The following is a 5,433-nucleotide window of genomic DNA, read 5'->3' on the forward strand; positions in this document are numbered from 1 at the left end:
AGATGTGTATAAGAGACAGACCTATGACTTACTTTCTCATTCTAAAGCTGCCTTAGTGACTTCCGGAACAGCTACTTTGGAAACAGCTCTTTTTGAAGTGCCTCAAGTAGTGGTTTATAAAACCGGTAAAATTTCCTTTGCTATTGCCAAAAGAGTGGTAAAAGTAGAGTTCATTTCCTTAGTGAATTTGATTCTAGATAAGGAAGCAGTTAGAGAATTGATTCAAGATGAATTCAATCCATCAAACCTCAAAAATGAATTTCAGAAAATCTTAATTGGTGGCGAAAAAAGAGAAACCATTATGAAAGATTACAAACTGCTTAAAGAAATGTTAGGCCAAGAAAATACTTCTCAAATTACGGCTGATTTAATAGTGAAAAGGATTCAAAAGTAGATTCTGTATAGACTTCAATTAAGCTCAAATATCATTCCCCCTAAAAAAATCAGCGACCGCCATTCTCTTTTTTCCTTCAGGCTGAATCACTTCCAAAGCTAATATACCCGGATTACATTGAACATGAAGATAGCTTTTATGATCTGTTATGATCTTCCCTATTTCTCCTTCCGTATTAGGATCAACAATTGAGCTTTGATGGATTTTATATTTTTTATCGTTTAGGATAGCCCAAGCAGTAGGGAATGGGTTTAATCCTCTAATGTAGTTGTACAACTTTTCTGCCGGTTCATTCCATTCTAGTTCAGTATTTTCTTTGAATAGTTTAGGTGCATGTTTCAAAGTTTGGTTTTCATCTTGAGCAGTGAGTTTATAATCTTCATTCTCTATGGCTTTTACTGTTTTTAAAACCAACTGAGCTCCTTTTTCCATTAATCTTCCATAAAGCTCACCAGTTGTATCAGTTTTAGTAATAGTTTCTTTTTCTTGTAAAATGATGCTACCGGTATCAATTTCATGTTTTAAGAAAAAAGTGGTGAGACCTGTTTCTGCCTCGCCGTTCATTACTGCCCAATGAATGGGGGCAGCGCCTCTGTATTGCGGAAGGAGGGAAGCATGCAGATTAAAAGTCCCTATTTCAGGCATATTCCAAACCGCTTCTGGCAACATTCTGAAAGCCACAACGATTTGTAAGTTTGCCTGCAAAGAAGCCAATTCAGATTGGAAATCAGAATCTTTTAAATTAGTAGGTTGCATGATTTTAAGGCCTGCAGACTCAGCATATTCTTTAACAGGAGACTGCGATAACTTCTGCCCGCGCCCTTTTGGTTTATCTGGAGCAGTGATGACAGCGGCAATATCGTAATTGTTTTCTACTAAAATCTTGAGGGAAGGCACCGCAAAATCTGGCGTGCCCATATAAACAATGCGTAATTTCTTCATAGATTGCAAAGGTAAAAATATAGGCTGGATTTTGTGATTAATTTATTAATCAAATCACTTGAAGCCGGCTCTCGGTCTGACGCACGGTTCCAAACCGTCTGACCGGTAGGTGAAACTGCAGGCTTTAGAGATTAGCGATTAGACGGTACTAACCATCAAAACGCTTTAGCCATTACGCCATTTTAGATTTTACGGAATTATCCGTATTACTTTCTTCTGTTGTTTTTCTTTCTTCAACAGGTATGGTCATCACTACATTAATGCCTTTTCCTGGTTTTGAATTGAAGTAAACCGCTCCATTAATAGTATTGACTCTGGCATAAATACTACGCATGCCCATGCCGGAATCAGCTATATTCTGAACATCAAAACCTTTTCCGTCATCTTCATAGAATACATTAATTTCCCCATCTGTCTGACTAATTTGAAGGATAATTTTCTCAGCCTTGGCATGTTTGATGGTATTATTGATTAATTCCAGCGATATATGGTAAATATTACGCTCTACCTCCAATGGCAATCTTTTCTGTAAACCGTAAATCGCTATTTCTGCCTTGATTTTTTCAGCTTCGTTGATGGTTCTCACCATATCTTTCAAGGCCGTTTCAATACCAAAACGAGTCAACATATCAGTGGAAAGATTATGAGATATTTCTCTGGTTTCTTTTATAGCTTCATTAATATTATCTAACAATTTACGTTTTAAATTAGAAGTGGTCTCATTTTGCTCCGATTGAAATAGCAGTTTGATAGAAGATAATCTTGCACCCAAACGGTCGTGCAAATCGCTGGCAATGCGGTTTCTTTCTTCCTCCTGCCCATGCATCATAGCATTTAGCTCTTTTAGCTCCTGTTCGGTTTTCATATTGGAGATTTCCTCATTCTTCAACTTTTTCAAATACTCCTGTTTTTGAAGAAAAAACCAAATAGTGGAGATAATTAAGACCACTAATAATAGGCTTAAACCCAGAAAAAGGTTTTTTTGGAAATTTTTCTGTTCAATGGCCAGTTGTTGTTCCCTAATCTCTGCTTCCTTCTTTTCAGTTTCATACTTAGTCTCCAGGTCCTTAACTTCTTGCATTTTCTCGCTATCGAAAAGAGAATCCCGTAAATGGTTGTATTCCTGGAAAAGAACGGAAGCTTCCTCGACAGCACCTATCCCCATTTTAGCCTTTACCATATTGGAATAGAGGTTCATCTTTCGGTTCGGATCACCTAAATACTCTGCTAAGGCTAAACTTTTTTCATATTGAACTAGGCTTTCTTTGAAATTTTTTTGTTTAAGATAGATATTTCCAAGCCCCATATGACTATTGGCTAAACCAAATTGATCTTTCAAGTTTACTTTTAATGCAACTGATTTTTTAAAACTATTCAACGCAGCCTCAAAATTTCCCTTTTCTTCATAGAGAAATCCTAGATTATGATATAATGAAGAGAGGTTGGAGGAATCTTTAATTGCTTTGAAAGATTCTAAAGAATTTAAGTAATAATATACTGCAGAATCGTAATTGAAAAATTCTTCATCTCTAGATGAAAATATAGTTCCAATATTCATATTTATAATAGCAGATTTTTTATCTCTTATTCCAATTGGTAATAGTTTTTGAGCCTCTTGATAATATTGAAGGGATAGTTTTGTATCCTCAGACCAATAGTAATTTCCAAGATTATTATAATTACCTATCAATCCATCGTAGTTTTTAATGCTTTTATTGACTTTGATAGCTTTATAGAAATATTTTAAAGCATTTTTACGATTATTTAAATTATTTGAAATGAGGCCTAAGTAATTATAAGATATTGCAATTCCTACTGAATCATTATTTTCACCAAATTGGATTATTGCTTTTTGAAAATATTCAAAAGATGAGTCAAACTGATTAGAAGACCTTAGCTCCTTAGCTTTATTAAAATAAAAATTCTCAGTTTCTTGGGCAGATAAAAGTGTAACTGAAATTAAATAAAAAATTATTGATATATAAAAAGACCTCATTGCTGTATAAAATTACAACAATGAGGTCGAAAATAAAATTTTATAACTTTTACTCTTCAATTTCGCCATGTTCTGGCTCAGTACATCCCGTACAAGTAGTGCTATCCATATTAGGCTCTTCAATTAATTCACAAGCTGAAAAAGTGAAGATTGCTGCGATTACTAATGCGTACTTAATTGTTTTTAAAGCTTTCATATTATTGTTGTTAAGTGTTTCCGATTAATGATGTTACAATATTAGGCTTATTTAAATTACTGAGAAACACCTGTTTATGGGTTTTTTAATTTATTTTATAGGTTTCTTTTTGTTAGAAATAGGGTAGCAGATTAACAATAAAACGGGTATATATTTGCTATAAGAGGGGTTTTTAGCTTCTATTTTCAGTTTTGTAGGAGGAGTTTGTTTTGGTACCTTAGTTATTTAAGTAATTGAAATACAGTGTATTATAATAGGTTCTAGCTTTTTTTATTTTTAGTTGAACTTCTGAGCTTTTTGAGACTAAATACCTTAAATGTAAAATATATACCCTTAAAAGGGTATAAAAAATACCCTAATAAAAGTTTCAAATACCCCCAAAAAGGTGTTTTTTATAAATAGAGCTTCTGCTACCTTTGAAATGTCGTTAAGGAATAATGCATTGCGCATTCAACCAAGACCTTTTTATATATTTAACGACATCACCCGATAAGACGGGACATGTAAAATGATAGCTAACTTCTCCCCTATTGTTGTTAAGATATCATTTGTCCCGTCTTTGAGGGTTTTTTTGATTAAGGAAACTAAATAAATACTTATGTAATATAGGGTGTATACAATTTCAAAACCTCTTGCCTATGAGCTTACCTAAATTTTACAGTAACCCTTACTTTCAGCCTAGGTGCCAGATTTTACACCAGAAAATGAATCCGGTTTTGAAGATGCTCTCTGAACTTTCACTAGCTCCTCAGTCTTTTTTAATTTTATGGGAAGAAGATTATCACCAACTTTATGATCAGGAAAAGCAATCTCATGCTCAACTTGATGTTGATTGTCAGCTTTTTAATTCACGATTTTCAAAGCTCAATCAGGAAGTTATTTACGTTCCTAATGTAAAGCTCCATACTCTGTTTCAGAATATTACTTTTTTCAAAGCTTATGTTGATAATGAACAATTGCTTATTTATCCAATCCTGGATGTTAATAATAGAGTAAAAGGATTGTTGGGTGTTATATTATCCGCTACCGATCACAAACCGTTTGATTTTTTAATAAAACAGATGGAATCAATAGGGGTGTATGTTAATAAGTTATTTCATGATTATCTAAATGATCAAAAAAAGAGCCTTTCTAATAATATTAATTTGGAAAGCCTTCCTGCTTCCTTTTTTGAGTTTGAGATTAATCAAAATGAAGAATTGGTACACGGTAATTTTAGCAAAATACTGATGAGAAAGCACCCGGCTTTTAATGAAGATTGTACCCTTGAAAAAAGAGTAGCTAAATTATTGGGTATTACTACTTCAGATTTTTATTCATTAATAAATAAAATTAAGGATCAACAAAATATTGAATATGTGTATTCTTGCTCAAATTCCAGAGGAGAAAAGAAATATTTCTTAATTAAGATACATATTACTGAAGTGAGGTCAGGACAATATAGATGTCTGGGAGTACTTGAAGATTTCACTGTACAGAAAGCCTATGGCAGTGTTCTAGACCAAATAATTTTTGATATTTCTCATGTCATGCGAAGACCTGTAGTTACGATGAAAGGCCTGACCAATTTGATTGATATGGATAAATTCGAAATTGAGGATTTGAAAGAAGTAACCAATAAAATAAAAACTGTTTCTGAGGAAATGGAGGAATATATTAAAGCAATGTTTAAGATATATGAAGCTAAACAGGAAGCTATATATCATTTGTGATTTGTATGTTGAATAGTTAAACCGGAGCAAGTTTTTAAAACTTGCTCCGGAACTTTTTTATATAATATTCAATTCTTTCCCCACTTTAGTAAAAGCTTCAATGGCTTTGTCCAAATGCTCTTTATCATGAGCTGCGGATAATTGAACCCTTATTCTTGCTTGCTCTTTTGGTACTACCGGATAGAAAAATCCA

The 5,433-nt window shown here is 33.4% G+C and carries 4 protein-coding genes and 2 pseudogenes; 2 read left to right on the forward strand and 4 right to left on the reverse strand.

What is annotated here, in order from left to right; translation table 11 throughout:
• Positions 1 to 394, forward strand: a pseudogene (locus tag Q0L29_RS02800) (lipid-A-disaccharide synthase); the annotation flags it as partial.
• Between the two features lie 24 nt (positions 395 to 418).
• On the opposite strand, the gene fmt reads toward Q0L29_RS02800, so the two are convergent.
• The 3 genes from fmt to Q0L29_RS02815 form a co-directional block, all read right to left on the reverse strand.
• Complete coding sequence (gene fmt / locus Q0L29_RS02805) at positions 419 to 1,336, reverse strand: methionyl-tRNA formyltransferase (RefSeq protein ID WP_296618888.1); 918 nt, start codon at positions 1,334 to 1,336, stop codon at positions 419 to 421.
• Positions 1,337 to 1,508: 172 nt separating this feature from the next.
• Entirely contained in the window at positions 1,509 to 3,332 is a 1,824-nt protein-coding gene (locus Q0L29_RS02810; protein ID WP_296618889.1) for a sensor histidine kinase, read from the reverse strand.
• 49 nt (positions 3,333 to 3,381) lie between these two features.
• Complete coding sequence (locus Q0L29_RS02815; RefSeq protein WP_296618892.1) at positions 3,382 to 3,528, reverse strand: hypothetical protein; 147 nt, start codon at positions 3,526 to 3,528, stop codon at positions 3,382 to 3,384.
• A 638-nt stretch (positions 3,529 to 4,166) separates the two neighbouring features.
• Here Q0L29_RS02815 and Q0L29_RS02820 point away from each other — a divergent pair.
• Positions 4,167 to 5,240, forward strand: a complete 1,074-nt coding sequence (locus tag Q0L29_RS02820) for a hypothetical protein (RefSeq protein ID WP_296618894.1) — start codon at positions 4,167 to 4,169, stop codon at positions 5,238 to 5,240.
• A 57-nt stretch (positions 5,241 to 5,297) separates the two neighbouring features.
• Here the strand turns inward: Q0L29_RS02820 and Q0L29_RS02825 are convergent.
• A pseudogene (locus Q0L29_RS02825) lies at positions 5,298 to 5,433 on the reverse strand (glycine C-acetyltransferase); the annotation flags it as partial.

It is taken from the genome of Marivirga sp. (genome assembly GCF_024636815.1).
Lineage (GTDB): Bacteria > Bacteroidota > Bacteroidia > Cytophagales > Cyclobacteriaceae > Marivirga.

Coding starts and splice junctions, on each gene's coding strand:
- fmt (WP_296618888.1), bottom strand. CDS start 1,336: ATGAAGAAATTACGCATTGTTTATATGGGCACGCCAGATTTTGCGGTG.
- Q0L29_RS02810 (WP_296618889.1), bottom strand. CDS start 3,332: ATGAGGTCTTTTTATATATCAATAATTTTTTATTTAATTTCAGTTACA.
- Q0L29_RS02815 (WP_296618892.1), bottom strand. CDS start 3,528: ATGAAAGCTTTAAAAACAATTAAGTACGCATTAGTAATCGCAGCAATC.
- Q0L29_RS02820 (WP_296618894.1), top strand. CDS start 4,167: ATGAGCTTACCTAAATTTTACAGTAACCCTTACTTTCAGCCTAGGTGC.